The sequence below is a fragment of the Rufibacter tibetensis genome (assembly GCF_001310085.1).
Classification (GTDB): domain Bacteria; phylum Bacteroidota; class Bacteroidia; order Cytophagales; family Hymenobacteraceae; genus Nibribacter; species Nibribacter tibetensis.
This window is the reverse complement of sequence record NZ_CP012643.1, coordinates 3,253,553-3,275,899: the sequence shown is the minus strand read 5'-3', so window position 1 is coordinate 3,275,899 and position 22,347 is coordinate 3,253,553. Positions and strand designations below refer to the sequence as shown.

The window sequence follows — 22,347 nt, the reverse complement described above, 5'->3', positions numbered from 1 at the left end:
CTCACCTACCCCAATTTTGTATTAATCAATACTCCGCTAAAACACAAAAGCAGCTAAATCTGGAATAGCCCAGGCCTTGTTGCTTCTAATTATACCATAACCACTCTACCTGATCTCCTTGAAAATAGAGAAGCCCTCAGGCGTTTAGGAAGCACATTTAAAAAAGGCCACCAAACACCCGAAGGCTTCTTTAAAACAACAAGCAATCAGAAGAAGACTACCGGAACATGTTCTTCAACTTGTTCAGTTTAGTAGCCATGTCTTCTTCCTCTTTCGGTGCTTCACGTCTGCTACCATTACTAGCATTACCAGGCTTGCGGTCATTGCCGCGGCTCGGACGGGCAGCGGCCTGCGGATCACCTTTCATGGAAAGAGCAATGCGTTTGCGGCCAACTTCCACTTCCAGCACAGTTACCTCTACCTTCTGCCCTACTTTCACTACCTCATGCGGATTACTCACAAAACGGTCAGACAGGTGACTCACGTGTACCAAGCCATCCTGGTGCACCCCAATGTCCACAAACGCCCCGAAGGCGGTGATGTTGGTGACAATGCCTGGCAACTTCATGCCGGTGCGAAGGTCTTTGATCTCATTTACGCCTTCAGTGAAGCTGAATGCCTCGTAGCTTTCGCGCGGGTCACGGCCTGGTTTAGCTAATTCGCTCAGGATGTCTTGCAGGGTAGGCAGACCAACGGTGTCAGACACGTACTTCTTCAGGTCAATCTTCTTGCGGAGTTCTGCGTTCTTCAGCAGGTCCTCTACGGTAGCGTCCAGGTCCTTCGCCATCTGCTCCACCAAGGCATAACGCTCTGGGTGCACGGCACTGGCATCTAGTGGGTGTTTCCCCCCTCTGATGCGCAAGAAACCGGCCGCTTGTTCAAAGGCTTTATCACCTAAACGGGCAACTTTGCGTAGTTCGTTACGGGTTTTGAACGGTCCGTTCTGGTTGCGATAGTCCACGATGTTCTGCGCCAACTGCGGTCCTAAGCCCGAAACGTAGGTTAGCAACTGCTTGCTGGCGGTGTTCACCTCCACGCCCACGGCGTTCACGCAGCTCATTACCACGTCATCCAAGCTATGCTTCAAGGCGTTCTGGTCCACGTCGTGCTGGTACTGGCCTACGCCTATGGATTTCGGGTCCAGTTTCACCAATTCAGCTAATGGGTCCATCAACCGGCGACCAATGGAAACGGCACCACGAACGGTGATGTCCTGGTCGGGGAACTCCTCGCGGGCTACATCTGAAGCCGAGTAGATGGAGGCACCGCTTTCATTTACCATGACAATGGCAATGGTATTGGGCAAGCCCAATCCACGTACAAAGGTTTCGGTCTCGCGGCTAGCGGTTCCGTTACCAATAGCAATGGCTTCAATCTGGTATTTGTGGCACATAACCATTACCTGTTGCCCGGCCGTAGTAGCTTGGTGCGCACCGTTGTGCGGGAAAATGGCTTCGTAATGCAACAGTTTGCCTTGCTCATCCAGTGCGACCACTTTACAACCGGTTCTGAAACCCGGGTCAATGGCAAGTACGCGTTTCTGCCCCAACGGCGCAGACAAGAGCATGGGTCTTAAGTTATCGGCGAATACTTTAATGGCTTCTTCGTCGGCGCGTTTCTTGGAAGAAAGACGCACCTCGGTTTCCATGTTCAAGCGAAGCAAACGCTTGTAGCTTTCCTTGATAGCCAGTCTCACCTGCTCAGCGGCAGCGTTATGACCGGTTACAAACTGATCTTCCAGAATGGCTAAAGCTGCTTCTTCCTCAGGTTGGGCATCCAGCATCAAAACCATCTCCTTTTCGCCGCGGCGCATGGCCAGGATTCGGTGCGAAGGAGCTTTCTCAATGGGTTCGTCCCATTCAAAGTAGTCTTTGTATTTCTGGCCTTCCTCTTCTTTGCCTGGGATCACGCGTGCTTTGAACACGCCTTTCTTCTCAAACAAATTCCGGATGTTGGCACGGGCATCTGGGTTTTCGTTCACCCACTCGGCAATAATGTCGCGGGCACCGGCTAGGGCTTCCTCGGTAGATTTTACTTCTTTTTCTTCGCTCACATAGGCGGCGGCCTCAGAAGCTACGTCCATGTTGGCTTGCTCAAACAACCTTTGCGCCAGCGGCTCCAGTCCTTTCTCACGGGCGATGGTGGCGCGGGTGCGGCGTTTTGGTTTGTACGGCAGGTAAATATCTTCCAGCACGGCCATGGTCTCGGCGGCCAGTACCTGGGATTCCAGTTCTGGAGTCAGTTTTCCCTGGTCTTTTAAAGATTTCAGGATGCTTTCGCGGCGTTTGTCCAGTTCGCGAAGTTGCTCTACACGGTCCCTGATGGCAGCAATGGCTACCTCGTCCAAACTACCGGTTACTTCCTTGCGGTACCGGGCAATAAAAGGAACGGTGGCTCCCTCGTCCAGCAACGCCACAGTGGCTTCTACTTGTTTCTGGTTTACTTGCAGCTCCCCCGCAATCGTCTTGAAATGGTTTTCTGGCATGCTAAATAATCGTTCTGAAAAGACTCTGTTACTTTCTTGCTGCGTTGTAACCGCAGACTATGGATTTCAAAGATAAGGCGAAATTAGCGGAAACCCTGCACCCGAAACCTACGGTTTTAGCAGCTGATGTTAGGTTGAAGCTGGCCCGGTATTTGTATCTTTGCCACTCAGGGACCGGAACTATTGGCCTTGTTTTCGGCGTATGGGAACCAATGCTGGCTTCCCTATTTCCTGAAGCATTAACACCTAAACGAATATGAAGAGGATTATTTTCTTGTTGGCTTTTGTATTTACCACGCTCGCCAGCCAAGCCCAAACCGGAGCGGTTACGCCTGAGACCCGTGCCCAGAACATGACCACCACCATGACGCAGCACCTGAAGCTGAATGCAGCCCAGGCCGCCAAGGTGAAAGCCATTAACCTGACCAGCATCCAGCAGTTGGAGAAGGCGAAGAAAGACCACAAAAGCGATCCGCGCCAGTTGAAAGCTACCATGGACCTGATTAGCGCTACTCGTCTGGAGTCTTTGAAAGGCGTACTTTCCATTACGCAGTTCCAGCAATACCAACAGCAACGCGAACGCAAACTGGGCATCCCGTCGCAAGCCGGCACCGGCGGAGTTCCGCAAGAGTATAACAACTAGCAAATACATTTAAGGATAAGCATTCAAATACTGAGGGCTCTGTTTAGAGGCTGTTTTGTATAAACAGCCTCTAAACAGAGCCCTTTCCTTTTATGTCATGCATTCAAAATTTTAGGTGAACGCAGTATGGAATTCAGGAGTGAGGCACATCTTTCTTATATTCATCTTCGGCATTCACTCTACACCGCTCTTGCCTATGAAATTTTTAGGATTACTCATCTTTCTGGTTGGCTTGGTTTCGCTGCTGGTCGCTTCTTTTGGCGCAAACCACTTTCTCCTTTTATGGGTAGATAACTGGGGCCGCTCCATTGGGTGGGCCATAAGGGTAGCCATTACCATTTTTGGGTACGTCTTATATTACCTCCACCGGAACGATGACTAACCTTCCTTTTAGGGCCTCTTTTTCTAAAATGGCTTTAAAACAACAACGGCACCGCCTGTAGAGACGGTGCCGTTGTTACTAATAGAGAAATTCCCTATGGCTATCTACAACTCAAGTAAGCCGAGAATGATGAAGACCAGACCCACAATGGCGACTACTGTGCCAAGCGGAGCACTTAGTATCCCTAATACCACACCAGCCAGCAAAAGAACCAAACCAATTTTAACGTACTGATTTAAGGCGTTAGCCTTCTTAGCGGCTTTGGCCTCCCGCAAGATTTTCTTGGTGGCCATTTTCACTTCTTTTTTGCTTTTAGCCGAAGCCAACTCATTGGCCATTGCCTTCATGCTGGAATTGGCTTCCAATGCGGAAGCAACTGCCGTAGAAGTTAAAGGAGCGGTGCGAGCCACTTCTCTGGAAGCTACTGGTTTAGCAGCGTTGGCTTCTAACGCTGGAGCAGCCTTAGGAGTAGACGCCGCCAGAGGCGTTTGTGCTTTCTCTTGTTCTGCCTGGGCTACAACTGCAGTTTGGGCAGGAGCAACGGCATCAACTTGTTCTGCCTGTGCGGCCTGAACAGGTGCGGGAGCGGCTTTATGATAAGTAGTTGCTGGTGTGCTGAAATCATAGTATTGACCAGAAGAACAACCAATCATGAACTGACTGGTAACACCGCAAACTAAAAGAAACAGTAAAGATTTGATTTTCATAGAGAAGAAGGTTAAGAATGTTGGGTTTAAAGGGTAAATAAAAAGAACCTACCTGCTAAACTAGTCCATAAAAATTTCATAGACTAACTTCGCAGTACGTAGACTAACGCTGCAAGTTCACGAATCATTTTATAATCCAAACCTTCTTACTTTTTCTAACCTGATTATCAGGACAAAAAAATTAGAACCAAGCCAGTCAGACTACATTAAGCACCCCAAACGCTTCTTTTAACCCCTTACTTTTACCTACCCAAAGCCAGTAGCTGTGCGCAAAATTATCCACATAGACATGGACGCCTTCTTCGCCTCTGTAGAGCAGCGCGACAACCCAGCCTTGCGCGGCAAACCGGTAGCAGTGGGTGGTACCAAAGCGCGGGGAGTAGTGGCAGCGGCCAGTTATGAGGCGCGGCAATACGGGGTTTTCTCAGCCATGTCCTCCCAATTGGCCCTTCGCAAGTGTCCGCACCTCATCATGGTGCCCACGCGCTTTGAGGTGTACCAGCAGGTCTCCCGCCAGATAAGGGAAATCTTCCTGCGCTACACCGATCTGGTGGAACCTCTCTCCCTGGACGAGGCTTATCTGGACGTTACCGAAAACAAGTTCGGGCTGAAATCAGCGATGCTTATTGCCCAACGCATCAAGAACGAGATTCAGCAAGAGACACGTTTAACGGCCTCGGCGGGTGTTTCTTTCAATAAGTTCCTGGCTAAAGTGGCTTCTGGTAAAAACAAGCCTGATGGGCTTACGGTGGTATTGCCCGATGAGGCCGAAGCATTTGTTGAGGCGCTGCCCATTGAAAAATTCTACGGCATTGGTGATGTGACTGCGGCTAAGATGAAGCAATTGGGCATCCATTCCGGAGCCGATTTAAAGAACCGGTCTGAAATGGATTTGCGGCGGCACTTCGGGAAATCAGGTTCTTACTTCTACCAGATTGCGCGGGCGCAGGACGAACGTCCCGTGGAACCTAACCGCATCCGGAAAAGCATTGGCTCAGAGCGCACCTTTGGCCAGGACTTGGAATCGGAGGAAGAGATGCTACCGGAACTGCAGCGGCTGGCCGAGGAAGTTGCCTACGACCTGCATCGGCTGGAAGCCTCAGGCAAAACCATCACGCTCAAACTCAAGTACCACGATTTCACGCTGAATACCCGCAGCAAGACCTTCTTTTCTTCAGTACGGGCCGAGGAAGTGTTGTTAGACATTGCCGTTGAATTGCTGCGTACGCCTTTCTTCCCTACCAAACCGGTCCGGCTGCTTGGTATCACCGTTTCAAATCTCAACTACGGCAAGCACCAAAGCGGCCAACTGTCTTTTCCTTTCTAAATAGCCGAAGAGGTAATAGGGGCTGACGATGAGTTCACTGTCATCCTATCAAGCTTGCCTTTTTGCTATATTTTCCCAAACTAGCTTCAAAACCCACCATGGATGCCTCTGTAGATTACTTTGAACTCAACCGTCAGGCTTGGAACCTGCGCACCGGCGTGCACAAAGACTCCACGTTTTATGATATAGAGGCGTTCAAGAATGGGAAAAGCAGTTTAAACCCTTTAGAGTTGGAGGCGCTAGGCGATGTACGTGGTAAAAAGCTCCTGCACCTGCAATGCCATTTCGGCCAAGATACACTTTCCTGGGCCAGGTTGGGAGCCAAAGCCACGGGAGTAGATTTATCAGATGAGGCCATTGCCCTGGCGCAGCAATTAAACGAAGAGCTTGGATTGGATGCGGAGTTTGTCTGCTGCAACGTCTATGACCTGCCTCAGCACTTAGAGGGTCAGTTTGACATTGTCTTTACCTCCTACGGGGTTGTTGGCTGGCTGCCTGATCTGGAGAAATGGGCACAGGTAATTTCGCATTTCCTGAAGCCAAGGGGCACCTTCTTTTTGGCGGAGTTCCACCCCATGGTCTGGATGTTTGGCAACGGCTTCACCCAGGTGGAATACCCTTACTTCAATACAGGAGGACCCATTGTAGAAGAATCATCCGGCACTTATACTGATCCTGACGCCCCCATCCACTATACTGAGTACTCCTGGAACCATGCACTGAGCGAGGTCTTCTCTTCGCTGCTGCACCAGAACTTACAGATCACAGAATTCCAAGAACTGCCCTACTCCTACTACAACTGCTTTTCCAACACGGTACAGGGCCCAGACGGCTTTTGGCGGATCAAAGGCATGGAGGACAAATTGCCCCTGATGTACAGCATTAAAGCGGTAAAACCAGTTTAGAAGATCTCGTGTAATTCGCGCTTCAGGAACTGAATGGCTTGGGCTGTAGGGTCTACCTCGTTGTGCAGGATGTTTTCCAGCACCTTTTTGGCTAGTTCGGTGCCTCGGCTTTTGTCCTGCAGGTTCTGGTAATTCTGATTGATCATAGAAACCACGTCTTCTTTTGCTTTCTTCACCTGCTGCCAGGCTGCCTCGCTCATATAAAGTTGCTGCGAAAGGTTATGCGTGTACTCTGCCCTTATTTCCTGTAGCAACTGTGCCTGAAAATCAGAAGCAGTTAACCCAGAAGGACTCACCCGGATCAATAAGTTGCTTGGAGTGACCCGTTCCAGGAACAGAATGATGCGCTCATACGCCTGTAGCCTGATAGGCAGGATGGTCTCGCTGTTTTTCAGCCTGATTTCCAATACCCGTTTACGGTAGTCGCGCTCCAGGTACTTTTGGGTGAGCAGGTACATGGCTCCGCCAATGATTAGGGCTGGGAGTGAGCTTAATAAAACTAATAAGACAATAGAAGAAGTGTCTGCGGTCATAGAGATAAAGTAAGTAGCCATTGCTTTTTTACTTGCGTAAAATAAAAGCAAGGCCATTAAAAGCGCTTGTCTGCAGAGTAAATATCGGGAAAAATTTGAACAGGTTGCCGCTGAATCATTTTCTCGGTTTTTTGGTTTCTTATAGTATAGCGCTGTAGTTTACAATCAGTCTGTATTTTAGTATCTTTGCCACGCAAAAACCACTTACTATGGAAAGCACAACTCTAAAAAAAGCTCCTATATCTCTTACTCCCCTTGCCCTGCAAGAGGTGAAGGTGATTATGAAAGATAAAAATGTTCCTGAGGAATATGGCCTTCGGATTGGTGTACAAGGCGGTGGATGCTCTGGCATGTCTTATTTGCTTGGCTTTGATAAAGCCAAGGACTCAGATGAGATCTATGAGTTAGACGGCGTTCAACTGATCATGGACAAGAAACACGGAATGTATGTAATGGGAATGGAAGTAGATTTCCAGGATGGTCTGAATGCCCGCGGATTCGTCTTCAACAACCCGCAAGCTAAAAGCACTTGTGGTTGCGGAAGCTCCTTCTCAGCGTAATCATTCCTTAGATGATTTTATTTAAAGACCTGCTGTGTAGCAGGTCTTTTTTTGTACCTGTTTGGTTGGCTGATGCTTTTGGAGTAAGTGCTTCTTGCGTGGGTTTATAAGCTTTGTTGTTTCACCTTTTGCGGTAAGCGCTTACAGCCGCGGGGCCCCGCCTTCCGCCTTCGCGCTGTGGCCTCTCGCCTGCCCCTCAGGGCTGCCGCTCCCGCGGCACCGGGTCGAGTCCTAGGCGCTCAGACGAAAGGCTGGAAAAGGGGAATGCGTATTATGGAAGAAAGATCTCAAAGGTTTTTAAAACCTGTCTTTTTAACTCTTGAAATGTTTAGGGCCCCAGGGGGTAAACCGCATTTCTAGTCTCTTTTTGAAAACACCCCGAAGCTAACTTTGCACCGGATTTTCTAATAAGTTCTGGTCATGCTTTCCGGAACGGCCAAGACAAAATCAGCACGTTTTAGGTTGTCCTTCTCCAGATCTTCCAACTGTGACTGCAGTACAGTAGAAATCGTGAAAACTTTCAACTCTGGCCGAAGGCGATGCAAATACCAGATGATCCCTTCATGATGGTCTGAATGGTAGGCGCCGTTAAGGTGAAACATGCGCTGGCCTTTCTGCAGGTTCTTGCTGATGAAGTGCGCCATGGTCGCGTCTTTCAGCGCCTGCGCCTCTACAATCTGGGCCGAAGCCGCCGAGGTGCCGTGTGAATCACCGAGCATGCTGAGCATGCGTTTGTAGGCGGGCAACTCCAGATCAACGGCGATGGGCAACAAGGCAAGCCATTGCTTTTCCTCTACTGGCAAGGTCTCCAATCCTTTTAGGCTTTCACGGGCGACTACTCTTGCCGACCGGCGGGGAGCATTAGTGGCAATGACCTTGATGCCGTTTGCTTTCGCGAAGTTTAGGATGGGTTTATAGTCGGTAGGATAGTTAGGCCAGGTACGGCTTGCCTCCATAAACTTATGTTCTTCCAGTTGCCCCAACAGGAAAGAATCAACTGCGGCCTGGGTATCGGTTTCCCACATCTCGGCACCTAATACTAATTGCTTCCCATGTAGCTGAAACAAATCTTTGGCGAGTTCCAACTGAAGCCAGTGCGCAATGGGGTCGTTGTGCTGCTCGCCAAAAAACACCACATCGGCGGAAGCCAGTTCTTTCAACATCTTCTCATACTTCACCGACTTGCCGATGCCTTTGAATAAACGATACGCAGGTTTATCCATGGTGAAAGAAGAAAGTAACAGGACAGATAAAAACAGTACTACAATCTTATTCATGCTTCAGAGCAGTTTTTCAGAAAACAGGCAAAAAGGATTTAAATGTTAGACAGGTTCTGGTCACACAGCGAACATCTAACGTCCATTGCCTAAAATCTAATGCCTTACTATCAGCCTTTGTAGAACAGCCATTTAGACAATTCGCGGTAGTTCACCTTCTTGCCGTACATCAAAATACCTACTCGGTAGATACGGGCAGCGACCCAAATAGTACCAATAAAACCAACGATTAGAAAGAACATGGATAACAGCAACTCCCAGGTGGGCACCCCAAACGGCATTCGCAGCATCATGACCACAGGAGACGTGAACGGGATCATGGACATCCAGAAGGCCACCGGCCCATTGGGGTTCTTGATAATGATGGTTTGCGCTACAATAAAGGACAAAATGAGCGGTACCGTGATGGGCAGCATGAACTGCTGGCTATCGGTTTCAGAGTCTACAGCGGCACCCACAGCTCCAAATAATGCACCATACAGCAGATAGCCTCCTAAGAAGTAAAAGAGAAAGCTCCCGATGAGCAAAGGATAGTTCAGGTTCTGGGTGGCACTGAACAGCTCATTAATTTCCTGGTCTTGCTGCACGTCACGCTCTTGTTCCATGCCCTGTACAGTCTGGCCAATCTGCTCATCAGAAAAACGGTTCATGTCAAACCTGGAGGCTACGCCGGTAGAGATGGCGGAGGTGAGAACAATCCAGAGCACAAACTGGGTTAGCCCCACCGCTGCAATGCCTAAAATCTTGCCAGCCATGAGTTGAAAGGGTTTTACCGAGGACACCATCACCTCTAAGATTCGGCTGGTTTTCTCTTCAATGACGCCGCGCATTATTTGAGCTCCGTAAATAAAAATGAACAGGTATACCAAAAACGCCCCTAAAAACCCTACCCCGGTAGTCACGCCCACATCGCTACTCTTCTCCCCTTCATCGCTCAGGTTCACCGTCCGGATACTCACCGGAGTTTTAATCTTGTCCAGCACCTGTTGGTCAATGCCGGAGTTGGCAAACTTCACTTCTTCCAGTTCTGACCGCACCTGCTTCTCCAAAGAGCTTTTCATAGATAGACTAGTGCTTTTCTGGGAGAACAACTGAATGCCCTGCGGTTTTTCAAGGTCTATTTTAGGAATGTACAGCAAAGCGGCATCTTCAGACGCTAAGTATTCCTGTTTGGCCACTTCTACCGGTCCGGGCACGTTCACGAACTTCAGTTCCTCGGTAGAGGTGAGTTTTCCTTTGAGGTAGCCGCTTTCATCCAGCACCTGCACCACCTTGGTGTCATCAGACATGGTAGCGAGCCAGATGGGCACGATCATAACCAAGGCCATTAAAAGCGGTCCCAGAATGGTCATAATGATAAAGCTTTTCTTACGCACGCGCACCAGGTACTCGCGCTGAAACACTAACCAAATCTTATCCATGCGCTTCTTGGGTTACGGTTCGAATGAAAATATCATTGATGCTGGGCACCTTCTCCTGAAAGCCGTGCACCTCTACCCGATCTGTCAAATAACGCAACAATTGATTGGGTCCTACCTGCGGCTCCAGTTGTACTTCGGCCTTGAACTCATTTCCGTTTTGTGCTTGGGTCAACACCTTGAAATCCGGCGACATGATCAGCAGTTTTCCGATGCCTTCTACATGGTAGGTGTGGCTGCGGTACCTAGATTTCACCTCCTTCAAACTGCCCTCCATCACTTTCTGGGAGCGGTTAATCATGACAATGTAATCGCACATCTGCTCCACAGATTCCATGCGGTGCGTAGAAAAGATAATGGTGCACCCCTGATCCCGAAGCTTTAGTATCTCGTCCCGGATGATGTTTGCATTCACCGGGTCAAAACCAGAGAAAGGTTCGTCCAGGATGAGACACTTAGGCTCATGCAGCACCGTGGCGATGAACTGCACTTTCTGCTGCATGCCTTTGGAAAGGTCTTCTACGTTCTTGTTGAGCCAGGTTTTCAGATCTAACCGCTCGGCCCAAACTTTGATGCGTTGGGTGGCATCAGCTTTCTCCAGTCCTCTTAACCGCGCCAGGTACACCAACTGCTCCCCCACTTTCATTTTCTTGTAAAGTCCCCGTTCCTCAGGCAAATACCCGATCTGCTGCACATGACGTGGCTGCAGCGGCTGGCCTTCAAAAAGCACCTGTCCTTCGTCGGGTCCGGTAATTTGAGTGATGATGCGGATGAGTGAGGTTTTGCCGGCTCCGTTAGGTCCTAGAAGCCCAAAAATGCTGCCTTTAGGTACATCAAACGACACCTTGTTCAGGGCTTGGTGCGCCTCGTAGCGCTTGCTCACGCCCTGTATCTGGAGAATGGGTTGCAAGAGAATAGCGGTTAGTTAATCAGGCTAAAGCTAAGTGAAAGCGCTTCGGTTTGCAAGTGAGGGGGCATTTGGGTTTGGGTTCTGTTTTCAGGAAAATAGCTTTAAAATAGCAGCGCCCGCCTTTCAGTTGAAAAGCGGGCGATGCCTATATCTCATACCTTAGTACTCCTTATTGGAAGTACTCTTTCATTTTCTCAAAGAAGCCTTTTTCGTTCTTACCAGGGTTCGGCACGAAGTTCTGTGACTCGCGCAGGCGCTCCAGAATCTGGCGCTCCTCTGGGTTCACGTTCTTAGGCGTCCAGACGTTGATGTGAATAAGCTGATCACCTTTGGTGTACCCGTTGATGTCTGGAATACCTTTGCCGCGCAGGCGCAGGATTTTACCTGATTGAGTTCCTGGGTCGATTTTGATCTTCACCTTGCCCTCAATGGTGGGCACTTCCACACTGGCGCCTAAGGTAGCATCCACGAAACTCACGTACTGCTCAAACATGACGTTGTTACCGTCACGGCGCAAGGTTGGGTGCTGCTCTTCCTCAATCTGGATTAACAAGTCACCGGGAATACCACCACGCTCAGGTACGTTTCCTTTTCCTCCCATGGAAAGCTGCATGCCATCGGCCACACCTGCTGGTACGTTGATGGAAATCACCTCTTCACGGAGCTGACGACCTTCACCGTGGCAAACGTCACATTTCTGGCTTACCGTTTTGCCTTCGCCATTACAGGAAGGGCACGTACTAGCCGATACCATTTGACCCAGCATGGTGTTCACCACGCGCTTTACCTGTCCCTGGCCTTGGCAAGTGCCGCAGGTATTCAGGGAAGATCCGTTTTTAGAACCGTTTCCTTCGCAGGCATTACAGGCATCGTAGCGTTTGACCTTGATTTTTTTCTCAACGCCTTTGGCTACTTCCTCCAGGTCTAGCTTAAGCTTGATTCGCAGGTTACTACCTTTGCGCATCCGCTTGCCGCCACGCTGGCCGCCACCTCCGAAGAAGCTTTCGAAGCCACCGCCTCCGCCGCCTCCGAAGATGTCACCGAACTGGGAGAAAATATCTTCCATGTTCATGCCACCTCCGCCGCCGAAGCCGCCGCCGTTCACGCCCTGGTGCCCGAACTGGTCATAACGCTGGCGTTTCTGCTCATCGCTCAGCACCTCGTAGGCTTCTGCTGCTTCTTTGAATTTATCTTCGGCCGTAGGATCATCGGGGTTCTTATCAGGGTGAAACTTGATCGCGATCTTGCGGTACGCTTTCTTAATCTCCTCCTGAGTGGCCCCTTTGGCTACGCCTAGTATTTCGTAATAATCTCTTTTGGTTGCCATGGCTTCTTATGCTCCAATTACCACCTTGGCAAAGCGAACCACTTTGTCATTGAGGTAATATCCTTTCTCTACTTGGTCAATCACTTTGCCCTTCATTTCTTCAGAAGGGGCCGGAATCTGCGTGATGGCTTCGTGCACATCAGCGTCAAACGGCTGGCCTACGGCATCCATGGCTTTCAGACCTTTCTGCTGCAATAGGTTCTGGAACTTACTGAACACCAGCTCCACACCTTCGCGCACCGCGTTCACATCCTGCGCATCTTTCATGGCAGACTGGGCCCGCTCCAAGTCATCCAGCACCGGAATCAAAGCCACCATCAGCTCCTGGTTAGCGGTTTTAAACAGCTCCAGGCGCTCTTTAGACGTACGGCGTCTGAAGTTGTCAAACTCAGCGTGCAGGCGCAGGTACTTGTCTCTGAGCTCATCGGCTTCAGAAGTACCGTTCTCAGAGGATGTAGCAGTAGTTTCTGCTGCCTGCTGTTCTGTCTGCTCCGTTGCGGTAGATTCTGTCGCCTCTGTGTTTTCGGGCTGTATATTCTCTTGTTCTTGAGGATTTTGGTCAGCTGCTGTACTCATATATGCTTTATCTTTTCAGATTAACTTTCTTCTTTTCTGGGTGCCTGACATTGGGCAACTATTTTGCCAATCTTGTTTTTATGCCATTCTGGCATTTTTAGGCGAAAACACGAATTGGTTTGGTTCTGTTTGTGTCAGGGGTATGACAGGTAAGTGGTAGTGTGATTTTGGGAAGGCTTTGTAAAAACACTTGGTTTCTGCTGATGCTTTGGAGTGCTGCCTTTTGCGTGGGTTCATGAACTGTGTTGTTTCATCTCTACCGGTAAGCGCTCACGGCCGCGGGGCCCCGCCTTCCGCCCTCGCGCTGTGAGTTCCACTGCCTTCGGCTAAAGCCTCGGCTGCCGGGCTCTGCCCGCCACCGTAGACCTCTAGGCGCTCAGGCGGAAGGCTGGAAACGGATATGCGTAGTATGGATTTATAGACCTCACAGGTTTTGAAACCTGTGAGGTCTATAAATCCGCAGCGCCAAATGCCTTGAGACTACAAGCTGATTTCTGATAACAAGCACAGAACTAGGCGGTATTCAGCGCCTTCCAAATCATGTCTTTCAGTTGCGTGATGTTCTTCTGGGTAAGGCTGGAGATGAATACAGTAGGTAGATCTTGCGGAAGCGTGGCCCGCATTTCAGCCTCCAGTTCATCGTCAATCAGGTCTGTTTTGGTGATCGCCAGCAGGCGCTGCTTGTGCAGCAGTTCAGGATTGTATGTCCTGAGCTCGTTCACCAGAATCTCGTACTCCTCTTTGATGTCGGGGCTCTCCACCGAGATCATGAACAGCAGAATGGAGTTCCGCTCAATATGTTTCAGGAACCGGATACCAAGGCCTTTTCCTTCCGAGGCGCCTTCAATAATCCCCGGGATATCGGCCATCACGAAGGACTTGTAGTCGCGGTAGGCTACTACGCCCAGGTTCGGCACCAACGTGGTGAACGGGTAGTTCGCGATTTTCGGTCGCGCGGATGAAACCACTGACAGCAGGGTAGATTTACCGGCGTTCGGGAAACCTACCAACCCCACATCGGCAAGTAGTTTCAGCTCCAGGATGGTCCACTCCTCTAACCCAGGTTCACCCGGTTGGGCGTACAGAGGTGTTTGGTTTGTAGATGATTTGAAATGCGCGTTTCCTAAACCGCCCCTTCCACCCGGCGTGATGATTTCTGTTTGGCCTTCCTCAGTGATTTCTGCTTTGATTTCTCCCGTCTCGGCATCTCTGGCAATGGTCCCGATGGGCACCTCTAAAATAATGTCTTTCCCATAAGCCCCGCTAGAGTGACTTGGACCACCATAACCACCATTCTCGGCGATCACGTGCTTTTGATACTGTAAGTGAAGCAGGGTCCAGAGCTGGGAATTGCCTTTCAGGATAATGTGCCCTCCCCGGCCGCCGTCACCGCCGTCTGGTCCACCATGGGCAGTTTTCTTGTCGCGGTGCAAGTGGGCTGAACCGCCTCCTCCGTGTCCGGATCGGCAGCAGATTTTGACGTAGTCAATAAAGTTGGATGATGACACAGTTGTATTGGTAAAGTAAATGCTATGTTAACAAGGAAGCATTCCCACAAGGAGAATGCTTCCAGAATATTCTATCAGAAATAAACGTCTCAGCAGAACAGAAGAACAGACCTGAATCGTTCCTTCTTTCCTTCAGCGGGTCTCTTTACTTGTTTAAGGCTACCTGGCAAGCATCTACGATCTCGCAGGTTTTTGAGAAAATCTCCTCAATTTCACCAATACCGTCTACCGCGAAGAATTTGTTTTGCTGCGCATAGTAGTTGGCCACTGGCGTGGTCTTGGTGTTGTACTCCTGCACCCGCTTCTGGATGAGGGTTTCATCTGCGTCATCTGGTCTACCCGAGGTCTGCCCACGGAGCAACAGGCGTTTCACCAGTTCCTCTTCGTTCACCTGCAATGCAATCATGCAAGTGATGCCTTGATCATATTTCACCAGCAATTGATCCAGCGCCTCGGCTTGGGGCACAGTGCGCGGAAAGCCGTCAAAGATAAACCCGGCAGCAGTGCGGTTGTCTGCGATCTTGGATTCAATCATGCCAATCACCACTTCATCGGGCACCAGAAGGCCTTCATCCATGAGTTTCTTAGCGGTGAGCCCTAATTCAGTTCCTTGAGAAATCTCAGAGCGCAGTAAATCACCGGTAGAAAGGTGAATCAGCCCGTATTTTTGGATTAATTTCTGGCTCTGCGTGCCTTTGCCTGCCCCTGGAGGACCGAAGAGTACGATGTTCAGCATGAGTATTGAAATTGTGAGAAAACAAAAGTAGGAATAAAATCTTGGAAATGACAGAATTTACAGGAGCAGTCCAATTTGGCTCCTCTCGCTTTCTGGTCGTTTTTCCTAAAGTAAGCTTAAAATGGCTCCTAGCCAAAATCTACATGACTTTGTAGATGTCTCGCAGGTTCCTCCCGAAGCCGTTATAGTCTAAGCCATAGCCCACCACAAAGTCATTGGCAATGGACAAGGCTGGGTATTTAATGCTCAAGTTATGCTGCAGGCTCTCTGGTTTGATGAGCAGCGTAGCTACTTCTACCGAGGCCGGACCTTTGGCGTGCAGTTGCGGTAACAGCCCGGCAATAGTATGCCCGGTGTCCACAATGTCTTCCACAATGACCACGTGCCGGCCTTTCACTTCTTCCTTCAACCCGATGATCTCTTTCACCTTGCCGGTGCTTTGCATGTCTTCATACGAAGAAAGCCGGATGAAGGAAATCTCGCACGGCGTGCTCACTTCTTTCATCAAATCTGAGGCAAACATGAAGGCCCCGTTCAGTACGGTTAAAAATAGAGGGTCTTTCCCGCGGAAGTCATGGCTGATGCGGGCCGCCACAATCTCCACACTATGAAGGATTTTCCGCTCTGGAATGTAAATACTGAACTGCTTGTCTTGGATTGTTACCGGCGGATGATGCATCTTTTTGGGTTCTGGAAAGCATCAAATTTGGTGAAAACTGCCCTAAAATAAAAGAGGAAAGCCCTATTCTGTATAAAAGGGCTTTCTGGTTGCAAGATGCTAGATTATTTGCATGTCCTCCCTGCTGCTTTATTTCTTCAGGTAAGATACCGTGGTATCTGGCCCTGCTTTGTCAGTTTTCAAGGTAGTGGTTTCTACGTCAAGTCGGTTCTCAGGGGCATCAGGCGTGGTTTCGCGTACCGCGATATGGGGAGCAATCACCAATGACACAATAGACATCAGCTTGATGAGGATGTTCATAGACGGCCCGGAAGTATCTTTGAACGGATCCCCTACCGTATCACCCGTCACCGAGGCTTTGTGTGGATCTGAGCCTTTGTATTCCATGACCCCGTTGATCATCACTCCTTTTTCGAAGGACTTCTTTGCGTTGTCCCAGGCGCCTCCAGCATTGGATTGAAAAATCGCCATCAAAACACCTGCCACTGTTACCCCTGCTAGAACGCCACCCAAAATCTCAGCACTGGACACTTCTTCAAACACACCCCGCAAGCCAAACCCGATGATGATAGGCACAATCAAAGCAATAGCGCCCGGCAACATCATCTCCCGGATGGCGGCTTTGGTAGAAATGGCCACGCACTTATCATACTCAGGTTTGCCCGTGCCCTCCATGATGCCTGGTATCTCACGAAACTGGCGCCGTACCTCCTGCACCATGGCCATGGCGGCTCTTCCCACGGCACTGATGGCTAGTGCGGAGAACACGAACGGGATCATGCCTCCTATAAACAAACCTGCTAAAACAGGTGCTTTGTACAAGTCAATGGTGCTGATGCCGGAGATTCCCACAAAGGCCGCAAACAACGCCAGTGAAGTTAACGCCGCCGAAGCGATGGCAAAACCCTTTCCAGTAGCGGCGGTGGTGTTTCCTACAGCATCCAGAATATCGGTGCGCTCCCGAACCTCTTTGGGTAATTCGCTCATCTCAGCAATACCTCCGGCATTGTCGGCAATGGGTCCGAAAGCGTCAATGGCTAACTGCATAGCAGTGGTGGCCATCATTCCGGCGGCGGCAATGGCTACTCCGTACAAACCCGCTACTGCGTAGGAGAACACGATACCGGCAGCTAGCACGATGATCGGCATGGCCGTGCTCATCATGCCCACGCTTAAACCCGCAATAATGTTGGTTGCGGCTCCGGTGGAAGATTGCTGTACAATAGAATTCACAGGCTTTTTGCCCATGGCGGTATAGTACTCGGTGATGATGGAGATGAGGGTTCCTACTACCAAGCCTATAATCACGGCCCAAAAGATACCCATAGACGTGAACTCATACCCCCGTAAGCTTAAAGTCTCGGGCATAAGCCAGTCAATGATGAAATAAGAAGCAATGGCTGTAAGCGCCACGGAAGACCAGTTGCCCATGTTCAACGCGGCCTGCACGCTTCCACCTTCCTTCACGCGCACAAACAAGGTCCCGATCATAGAGAAGATAATTCCCAAACCCGCAATGAGCATGGGGAGGATGATAGGCGACAAGCCGCCGAAGTTGTCGGTGACGGTGATTTCTCGGCCCAGCACCATAGTGGCCAGAATGGTGGCTACGTAAGAGCCGAATAAGTCAGCGCCCATACCGGCCACGTCACCTACGTTGTCTCCCACATTATCAGCAATGGTGGCAGGGTTTCTAGGGTCATCTTCCGGAATACCGGCTTCTACTTTTCCTACTAAATCTGCTCCTACGTCGGCCGCCTTGGTGTAAATGCCTCCGCCTACTCGGGCAAATAAAGCAATGCTTTCAGCCCCTAGAGAGAAGCCGGTTAATACTTCCAGCGCCACTTCCATTTCTTCACTGCTCGCAGAGGCGCCCGTACGTTGTACAAACCAGTAGTAGAACGCGATAAAAAGTGAACCTAAGCCTAGCACCGCTAAACCGGCTACGCCCATGCCCATCACGGCACCGCCGGAAAAGGATACGTCCAGCGCTTTTGACAAACTGGTTTTAGCGGCTTGCGCGGTGCGCACGTTGGCTTTGGTGGCGATCCGCATGCCTATGAAACCTGCCAGGGCCGAGAAAATAGCCCCAATTAAAAATGCTAATACGATTATGGGAGACGAGTTCTCGCCTACGTAGCCCAGGTAGAAAAGGAAAATCGAGGCGATGATCGCGAAGTAGGTGAGCACCTTGTACTCGGCCTTCAGGAAAGCCATTGCCCCTTCGGCAATGTAGCGGGCAATGGTGCTCATCTTTTCGTCACCGGCGTCCTGCTTCGTAACCCACGCCGATTTAATGGCAGTGTACAACAAGGCAACCAGCCCGAGGGCGGGAATAGCGTAGAGAATTGTCTGCATAAAGTAAGGCTTTGTTTGGTTAGGTTTGGATTTTCGGCTTAGAAGCTCTCTGCAAGCTAAGCTTTCTCCCCTAAAAAACAAATATACGGTATACTCTATGCTGCTTATTTTACAGTTTCTGCATCAGAATGTTATACAGCTCCACCATGGCGTAAATGTCACTCTTGTGCACGATCTCGTCGGGGGAATGGAAGCAATAGTAAACCTGTGTCTATTTTGTCATTAGTTTAATAAGCAGCATTACACTACTCTATAATGTCCTACATATTACATTTTTAATGTCATAGCCCACTCTACTATTTGAAAATGGTTTTATTTGCCATGTAATACTAACTGACAATTCCTTACTTTTGCCCCTGATTCAAACCTGAATAGTTAAAAAAGCAAGCATTCACGGACTGCAAATCAAATAAGTAATATTTATGTAAGCTTAAAACTTTATACTTACATAAATGATGATCTCAGCATTTTCATAAATATGTATACCCTCAAAGTTGTAGATGTTCGGCAAGAAACGGAAGACACTGTAACACTTTGCTTCAAACAACCTTTACTCAGGAAAGTAACTTATAAGGCAGGACAATATTTAACTTTAATTTTTAGGATTAATGGCAGACGCTACATAAGACCTTACTCCTTTTCCTCCGCTCCAGGAGTAGACTCCTCCTTAGACGTAACAGTCAAAAGAGTGATAGGAGGAATTGTATCCAACCATATTATTGATGAAGTAAAAATTGGGGACAGCATAGAGGTACTTCCTCCTATGGGTGACTTCATTTTTGAACCAACGCTGTATCCCGAATTAAAACATATCTATTTATGGGGAGCCGGTAGCGGTATCACTCCTTTATTTTCAATAACCAAGCATATCTTGGTGAACCATCCTCATCTTAGCCTTACACTAGTTTATGGAAATCGCAGCCATGAGTCTGCCATCTTCCACAATAAGATTCTTGAGTTAGAGCAAAACTATCCCCAACAATTAAAAATTTGGCACTTTCATACTAAATTGAAGGTATCAGAAAATGACAATCCTTACTTAATACAAGGTCGCATCAATCCAAGCAAGGTATTGGCAGTTATGGAGGATGAAAATCACATTCAAAGCGTAGTGCATTACATTTGCGGCCCGGCAGGACTTAAAGAATCAGTTAAAGAGGCTTTATCAAACATAGGAACAACAGCCCCGCAAATTTTTTCTGAGGACTTTGAACTGGTAAAGAATCCAAAAGATTTTGAGGGCATCAAAACACAACATGTAGAAATTTCCCTTAATCAGGTAACTACAAAAGTTGAGGTTATAAAAGGAAAAAGTATTCTAGAAGCTGGCTTGGATGCTTCTGTAGAACTTAATTACTCTTGTCAAACGGGCAATTGCACTGTGTGTAAGGGAAAAGTAGTTAGCGGAGAAGTAAAAACAATCGGCCCAGAAAAGCTACCTGAAGATTTAGCTCTTGATGAATATCTGTTATGTTGCAGTTATCCTTTGACGGAAAATGTAAAAATAGAAGTTACTCCCTAATCACTCTACAGTCGTAACTTTGGCATAAACAAAACAGGCAAACTCTGCATCAGAAACCAACAATCCCAATTCAAGTTTGATTTTGTGATAAAAATTTGCTTTACAATAAGGCTTGTCATAAAAAATAAACATGAAAATACTTTAGGAAACTCAATTTACACGAATGAAGAATTTAGAAAGCTTACAGCTCAAAACCTTTAAATCCTTTACAGCAGGGCAAGATTATATTCCTGTTACCGGAAAAGTAATTGAAGAAGATGATTTATTGTTAGGCATTGAAGCTGTAGCGGACGGCTGGTTAACAGCTGGTCGGTTTTCCAGAGAATTTGAAACTGAGTTTGCGGCCTACTTTGGCAGCTTCAAAGCACTTTTGGTTAACTCTGGTTCCTCTGCAAACTTAGTAGCGTTTTATGCATTAACTTCACCTAAACTAGGAGAAAGAGCTGTTAAACCAGGAGACGAAGTAATAACAGTTGCCGCAGGTTTCCCAACCACTGTTAATCCTATCATACAATTTGGGGCAGTTCCCGTATTCATTGATGTGGACATTGCCACACACAATGTACTTGCAGAGCAAATAGAGGCAGCTGTTTCTCCTAAAACAAAAGCCATCATGATCGCACACTCTCTAGGAAATCCATTTGACTTGGATGAAGTAATGAGGGTGGCAAAAAAGTACAACCTGTGGGTAGTGGAAGATGACTGCGACTCTCTAGGCGCTACATACAACGGCCAGAAAACAGGCACATTCGGTGATATCTCTACCTTTTCTTTCTACCCTGCACACCACATTACCATGGGTGAGGGCGGTGCAGTGTTAATTAACAATCCAATTTTAGCAAAAATTGCTGAAAGCTTCAGAGATTGGGGAAGGGATTGTTACTGTGAGCCTGGCAAAGACAACACTTGCGGCTGTCGTTTTTCACAGCAACTAGGCACTCTACCTTATGGCTACGATCACAAGTACACTTATTCACATATTGGTTTCAATTTGAAAGTAACCGATATGCAGGCTGCAATTGGCCTGTCTCAACTAAGAAAGGTTGATCGTTTTGTACAGCGGCGTCGTGAAAACTACACGGCTTTGTATGAGCGTATGAAAGAATTTGAAGAGTTGTTTATCTTACCTGAACCAACTCCTAAAAGTGATCCATCCTGGTTCGGGTTTTTATTAACTTTTAGGGAAGGCGACTCCAATGACAGACATATGCTTGTACAACATTTGGAAGCTCAGAAAATTGGAACAAGATTGTTATTTGCAGGTAATTTACTCCGTCAACCTGCTTATACAAACATTAATCATCGGGTAGTTGGGGATCTTAAGAATACTGATATTATCATGAATCAGTCTTTCTGGCTGGGTGTTTGGCCAGGGATTGAAGAATCGCACTATGACTATATCACTGATACAATTCGCAACTATATCAACTCTTAAGTAAACGTTAGTGCAACAAAAAAGCCAGGCCTTGTTCAAGGCCTGGCTTTTTTGTTGCATCAACGTTTACTCATAATTCCACCATCAAGAGGTTATACAACTCTACCATGGCGTAAATATCACTCTTGTGCACGATCTCTTCGGGGGAATGTACATTGTCCTCGGGCGCCCCCACAAAGCACCAGTCCCAGGGGATGTTGCCGTAATGCAGTTCCTTCCCGTCTGAGCCGCCGGCGCTCTCCACCTCCACCTGGTGCGGGATGCCGGCCTCCTGCGCCAACCTGATGATTTTCTGCACAAAGCTCCTCCGAGGAATGAGGGAATCACGCAAAGAAATGACCACCCCTTGCCCGGCATGCACGCCCTCGGTGACCCAGGTGATATCTGAGATCAAGGCCTGGGTGACGCCGTAGGTTTCATGCATGTACTTGGCCAGATAACCCACAGATCCGCCGCCGGTCTCCTCCCAACAGCCGAAGGCAATGATGCCGTCCTCCAACGTCTCGGCCACCTGCAGCACGTTCCAGACGCCCAATCGATTGTCCAAGTAGCAACACTGCACCGTTTCGTCTGTTTCCCTGAAATCAGGCTTAAAAACCAACTCTGTGCCACGATCTATCTCTCGTTCAAAGTCGTAGTGCAAGTCCCTTTCTTCTTCGTCCACGACCAGCGTGCAGGAAATCTTCCCCTGGCTGTCTTCTCCTACTAACTCATACCCCGTCATGAGCTCAGGACCACCAATCCGGATGAGTTGCCTGCCATACCGCACCATAAACCCAATAGAATCCATGTGGGCAAAAATGACTGTACGGGGCTTGCCAAAAACCAGCAGCAGACAATCCTGGAACCCTTCGCCATGAATGATCTGAGGTTTTGTCTTCCAGGTATCTTGATGCTCCTGCACATAGCTCAACAAGAACTCTTTCATTAGTACTTCATTTCCCGAAGGAGCATGAATCTGGCAGAGTTGGCGCAATAATTCCATAGTTGTGCGTTTTTTCAAAAGTAATGGTTTTCTCTGTAGTGAATACATGGGTTTTGGCCTTACTTTTGAGAAAT

The 22,347-nt window shown here is 48.6% G+C and carries 21 protein-coding genes; 8 read left to right on the top strand and 13 right to left on the bottom strand.

Annotated features, from left to right (window positions below):
* Positions 1-217: 217 nt before the first annotated feature.
* Positions 218-2,485 carry a Tex family protein gene (locus DC20_RS13400; RefSeq protein WP_062544297.1) on the bottom strand — a complete coding sequence of 756 codons (2,268 nt, stop codon included), beginning with the start codon at positions 2,483-2,485 and terminating at the stop codon, positions 218-220.
* Positions 2,486-2,544: 59 nt separating this feature from the next.
* On the opposite strand from DC20_RS13400, the gene DC20_RS23080 reads away from it, so the two are divergent.
* The 3 genes from DC20_RS23080 (at position 2,545) to DC20_RS13385 (ending at position 3,510) form a co-directional block, all read left to right on the top strand.
* Entirely contained in the window at positions 2,545-2,745 is a 201-nt protein-coding gene (locus tag DC20_RS23080) for a hypothetical protein (protein WP_062544296.1), read from the top strand.
* The gene (locus tag DC20_RS13390) at positions 2,742-3,128 is read left to right on the top strand and encodes a hypothetical protein (RefSeq protein WP_062544295.1); all 387 of its coding nucleotides are present in this window, start codon (positions 2,742-2,744) and stop codon (positions 3,126-3,128) included. Before DC20_RS23080 ends, DC20_RS13390 begins: the two co-directional genes overlap by 4 nt.
* Positions 3,129-3,324: 196 nt before the next feature.
* Positions 3,325-3,510, top strand: a complete 186-nt coding sequence (locus tag DC20_RS13385) for a hypothetical protein (protein WP_062545955.1) — start codon at positions 3,325-3,327, stop codon at positions 3,508-3,510.
* 104 nt (positions 3,511-3,614) lie between these two features.
* Here the strand turns inward: DC20_RS13385 and DC20_RS13380 are convergent, their stop codons facing one another.
* A complete protein-coding gene (locus DC20_RS13380) occupies positions 3,615-4,217 on the bottom strand; it encodes a hypothetical protein (protein WP_062544294.1) in 603 nt (200 codons plus the stop codon).
* A gap of 265 nt (positions 4,218-4,482) precedes the next feature.
* On the opposite strand from DC20_RS13380, the gene dinB reads away from it, so the two are divergent.
* Both dinB and DC20_RS13370 read left to right on the top strand, forming a co-directional pair.
* Entirely contained in the window at positions 4,483-5,544 is a 1,062-nt protein-coding gene (gene dinB / locus DC20_RS13375; RefSeq protein WP_071885459.1) for a DNA polymerase IV, read from the top strand.
* 98 nt (positions 5,545-5,642) lie between these two features.
* Positions 5,643-6,449, top strand: coding sequence for a class I SAM-dependent methyltransferase (locus tag DC20_RS13370; RefSeq protein ID WP_062544292.1), 807 nt, complete (start codon positions 5,643-5,645; stop codon positions 6,447-6,449).
* Here the strand turns inward: DC20_RS13370 and DC20_RS13365 are convergent.
* On the bottom strand, positions 6,446-7,003 hold the full coding sequence (locus DC20_RS13365) for a DUF7935 family protein (protein ID WP_245652209.1): 558 nt from the start codon (positions 7,001-7,003) through the stop codon (positions 6,446-6,448). The genes DC20_RS13370 and DC20_RS13365 overlap by 4 nt on opposite strands.
* Positions 7,004-7,191: 188 nt before the next feature.
* Between DC20_RS13365 and DC20_RS13360 the strand changes: the two genes are divergently transcribed.
* The gene (locus tag DC20_RS13360) at positions 7,192-7,542 is read left to right on the top strand and encodes a HesB/IscA family protein (protein ID WP_062544291.1); all 351 of its coding nucleotides are present in this window, start codon (positions 7,192-7,194) and stop codon (positions 7,540-7,542) included.
* A gap of 404 nt (positions 7,543-7,946) precedes the next feature.
* On the opposite strand, the gene DC20_RS13355 is transcribed toward DC20_RS13360, so the two are convergent.
* The 9 genes from DC20_RS13355 to DC20_RS13315 form a co-directional block, all read right to left on the bottom strand.
* Complete coding sequence (locus DC20_RS13355) at positions 7,947-8,819, bottom strand: ChaN family lipoprotein (protein WP_062544290.1); 873 nt, start codon at positions 8,817-8,819, stop codon at positions 7,947-7,949.
* A 110-nt stretch (positions 8,820-8,929) separates the two neighbouring features.
* Positions 8,930-10,240 carry an ABC transporter permease gene (locus DC20_RS13350; protein WP_062544289.1) on the bottom strand — a complete coding sequence of 437 codons (1,311 nt, stop codon included), beginning with the start codon at positions 10,238-10,240 and terminating at the stop codon, positions 8,930-8,932.
* Positions 10,233-11,147, bottom strand: coding sequence for an ABC transporter ATP-binding protein (locus DC20_RS13345; protein WP_062544288.1), 915 nt, complete (start codon positions 11,145-11,147; stop codon positions 10,233-10,235). Before DC20_RS13345 ends, DC20_RS13350 begins: the two co-directional genes overlap by 8 nt.
* A 169-nt stretch (positions 11,148-11,316) precedes the next feature.
* Positions 11,317-12,474 carry a molecular chaperone DnaJ gene (dnaJ, locus tag DC20_RS13340; RefSeq protein WP_062544287.1) on the bottom strand — a complete coding sequence of 386 codons (1,158 nt, stop codon included), beginning with the start codon at positions 12,472-12,474 and terminating at the stop codon, positions 11,317-11,319.
* Between the two features lie 6 nt (positions 12,475-12,480).
* Complete coding sequence (locus tag DC20_RS13335) at positions 12,481-13,050, bottom strand: nucleotide exchange factor GrpE (RefSeq protein ID WP_062544286.1); 570 nt, start codon at positions 13,048-13,050, stop codon at positions 12,481-12,483.
* A 512-nt stretch (positions 13,051-13,562) separates the two neighbouring features.
* Positions 13,563-14,558 (bottom strand): GTPase ObgE, encoded by a 996-nt coding sequence (gene obgE / locus DC20_RS13330; RefSeq protein WP_062544285.1) that lies wholly within the window; start codon positions 14,556-14,558, stop codon positions 13,563-13,565.
* Between the two features lie 145 nt (positions 14,559-14,703).
* Complete coding sequence (locus DC20_RS13325; protein WP_062544284.1) at positions 14,704-15,294, bottom strand: adenylate kinase; 591 nt, start codon at positions 15,292-15,294, stop codon at positions 14,704-14,706.
* 139 nt (positions 15,295-15,433) lie between these two features.
* A complete protein-coding gene (gene hpt / locus DC20_RS13320; protein ID WP_062544283.1) occupies positions 15,434-15,973 on the bottom strand; it encodes a hypoxanthine phosphoribosyltransferase in 540 nt (179 codons plus the stop codon).
* Positions 15,974-16,102: 129 nt separating this feature from the next.
* Complete coding sequence (locus DC20_RS13315; RefSeq protein ID WP_062544282.1) at positions 16,103-18,331, bottom strand: sodium-translocating pyrophosphatase; 2,229 nt, start codon at positions 18,329-18,331, stop codon at positions 16,103-16,105.
* A 478-nt stretch (positions 18,332-18,809) separates the two neighbouring features.
* Here DC20_RS13315 and DC20_RS13310 point away from each other — a divergent pair, with 478 nt between their 5' ends.
* Positions 18,810-19,853: a ferredoxin--NADP reductase gene (locus DC20_RS13310; protein WP_071885458.1), complete on the top strand. Its 1,044-nt coding sequence runs from the start codon at positions 18,810-18,812 to the stop codon at positions 19,851-19,853.
* Between the two features lie 163 nt (positions 19,854-20,016).
* Positions 20,017-21,288 (top strand): lipopolysaccharide biosynthesis protein RfbH, encoded by a 1,272-nt coding sequence (gene rfbH / locus DC20_RS13305; RefSeq protein ID WP_062544280.1) that lies wholly within the window; start codon positions 20,017-20,019, stop codon positions 21,286-21,288.
* A gap of 70 nt (positions 21,289-21,358) precedes the next feature.
* Here the strand turns inward: rfbH and DC20_RS13300 are convergent, their stop codons facing one another.
* Positions 21,359-22,273: a zinc-binding metallopeptidase family protein gene (locus DC20_RS13300; RefSeq protein WP_062544279.1), complete on the bottom strand. Its 915-nt coding sequence runs from the start codon at positions 22,271-22,273 to the stop codon at positions 21,359-21,361.
* Between the last annotated feature and the right edge of the window lie 74 nt (positions 22,274-22,347).

Coding starts and splice junctions, on each gene's coding strand:
- DC20_RS13380 (WP_062544294.1), bottom strand. CDS start 4,217: ATGAAAATCAAATCTTTACTGTTTCTTTTAGTTTGCGGTGTTACCAGT.
- DC20_RS13325 (WP_062544284.1), bottom strand. CDS start 15,294: ATGCTGAACATCGTACTCTTCGGTCCTCCAGGGGCAGGCAAAGGCACG.
- DC20_RS13315 (WP_062544282.1), bottom strand. CDS start 18,331: ATGCAGACAATTCTCTACGCTATTCCCGCCCTCGGGCTGGTTGCCTTG.
- DC20_RS23080 (WP_062544296.1), top strand. CDS start 2,545: ATGGATTTCAAAGATAAGGCGAAATTAGCGGAAACCCTGCACCCGAAA.
- DC20_RS13400 (WP_062544297.1), bottom strand. CDS start 2,485: ATGCCAGAAAACCATTTCAAGACGATTGCGGGGGAGCTGCAAGTAAAC.
- dnaJ (WP_062544287.1), bottom strand. CDS start 12,474: ATGGCAACCAAAAGAGATTATTACGAAATACTAGGCGTAGCCAAAGGG.
- DC20_RS13300 (WP_062544279.1), bottom strand. CDS start 22,273: ATGGAATTATTGCGCCAACTCTGCCAGATTCATGCTCCTTCGGGAAAT.
- DC20_RS13335 (WP_062544286.1), bottom strand. CDS start 13,050: ATGAGTACAGCAGCTGACCAAAATCCTCAAGAACAAGAGAATATACAG.
- DC20_RS13355 (WP_062544290.1), bottom strand. CDS start 8,819: ATGAATAAGATTGTAGTACTGTTTTTATCTGTCCTGTTACTTTCTTCT.
- DC20_RS13365 (WP_245652209.1), bottom strand. CDS start 7,003: ATGGCTACTTACTTTATCTCTATGACCGCAGACACTTCTTCTATTGTC.
- DC20_RS13370 (WP_062544292.1), top strand. CDS start 5,643: ATGGATGCCTCTGTAGATTACTTTGAACTCAACCGTCAGGCTTGGAAC.
- DC20_RS13310 (WP_071885458.1), top strand. CDS start 18,810: ATGTATACCCTCAAAGTTGTAGATGTTCGGCAAGAAACGGAAGACACT.
- DC20_RS13350 (WP_062544289.1), bottom strand. CDS start 10,240: ATGGATAAGATTTGGTTAGTGTTTCAGCGCGAGTACCTGGTGCGCGTG.
- DC20_RS13385 (WP_062545955.1), top strand. CDS start 3,325: ATGAAATTTTTAGGATTACTCATCTTTCTGGTTGGCTTGGTTTCGCTG.
- rfbH (WP_062544280.1), top strand. CDS start 20,017: ATGAAGAATTTAGAAAGCTTACAGCTCAAAACCTTTAAATCCTTTACA.
- DC20_RS13360 (WP_062544291.1), top strand. CDS start 7,192: ATGGAAAGCACAACTCTAAAAAAAGCTCCTATATCTCTTACTCCCCTT.
- DC20_RS13390 (WP_062544295.1), top strand. CDS start 2,742: ATGAAGAGGATTATTTTCTTGTTGGCTTTTGTATTTACCACGCTCGCC.
- hpt (WP_062544283.1), bottom strand. CDS start 15,973: ATGCATCATCCGCCGGTAACAATCCAAGACAAGCAGTTCAGTATTTAC.